Origin of the sequence: Stenotrophomonas pictorum JCM 9942 (assembly GCF_001431585.1) — a bacterium.
Lineage (GTDB): Bacteria > Pseudomonadota > Gammaproteobacteria > Xanthomonadales > Xanthomonadaceae > Stenotrophomonas > Stenotrophomonas pictorum.
The window spans coordinates 1-1238 of the sequence record NZ_LLXS01000079.1 but is presented as its reverse complement, the minus strand read 5'-3'; the positions used below and the strand labels follow the sequence as shown (position 1 = coordinate 1238).

Below are 1238 nucleotides of genomic sequence, written 5' to 3'. Positions count from 1 at the left end.
TCGGCCTATTCTGTTGAAAAACTCGGTCCCGGAGCAGGGGCGTCACGTGACCAGGCAGCCGGAAGCGGATTTGTTCGATCCGCAATGAAGCAAATGGGGGCGCGCAAGCGCCCCATGCCTTAGATCGGCACCGCAATTCCTGCTTCCGGGCCTTTCGGCATCAACCACGCCGCCATTCTTCGCAGATTTTGCGCAGTCGCCGCCAACAGGAACTCGTCGCGGGCACCTTTCAGGCCCCGAAGCCGCAAGCGATCCAGCCGCAGGATGCGCTTGAGGTGTGCGAACAGCATCTCGACCTTCTTTCGATGTCGCCGCGATCGTGCGTATCGAGGTGTTGATGCCAACTGGCGGGCCACGTCGCGTGCGGATTCGTTGACCTGGCGGGCGATCTTCCGATGCGTGGTGTTGGGGCAGCATCGCGACTTGAGCTCGCAGCCGGCACAGTCGTAGACGCTGCTGCGATAGATCAGCGTGTCGTCCGCCGTAGGCTTGCCAGTTGAGCGCAACGGCTTGCCCTGTGGGCAGCGATATTCGTCGGCTTCGGCCTCCCAGCGGAAGTCGGAACGTCCCAGCGAACCATCCTTGCGCTCGGCCTTGTCCCACACCGGAACGTGCGGTTCGATCGCTTTCTCGTCCACCATCCAGCCCAGCATCTCGGCGGTGCCGTAGGCCGTATCGCCGATCAGATGCGTCGGCTTGATCTCGAACCGTTCCTCGACGCGATCCACCATGACCTTGGTGGCGTTCACCTCGTTCGTGCGGTGTGCGGGCGTGGCCTCGACGTCGAGGATGACGCCGGCCTTGGTGTCGATCAGGTAGTTGGTCGAATAGGCGTAAAACGCCGGGCCGCCGGGCGCGGCGGTCCACTGCGCGGCCGGGTCGGTGAGCGACACGTTCTTCGGAGGCTTACGCGCTTCCTCTGCGGCGTCCAGCGCTTCCAGGTACTCGCGTACCGGGCGCGTGAGCGACGACTCCCGGTCCCAGCTGGCATCGCTGCCCGGGACACCGCGCTGGCGGTTTGCGTCGGCCTTGATGACGCTGGCATCGATGGCGAAGCCTTCGCCTCCGACCAGGCCCTCAGCCAAGCAGCGCTCCAGCACCTTCTCGAACACGAAGCGCAGCGTGTCGCTGTTGCGGAACCGTCCATGCCGGTTCTTTGAAAAGGTCGAATGGTCCGGCACTGCATCCTCCAGCCCCAACCGACAGAACCAGCGGTAGGCCAAGTTCAAATGCACCTC

1 protein-coding gene is annotated in these 1238 nt (G+C 63.8%); it reads right to left on the bottom strand.

Going from position 1 to position 1238, the window contains the following annotated elements:
• Positions 1 to 119: 119 nt before the first annotated feature.
• Positions 120 to 1238 (bottom strand): IS1182 family transposase (locus ARC78_RS15985; RefSeq protein WP_054660902.1); only part of this gene is annotated, 1119 nt, incomplete at its 5' end.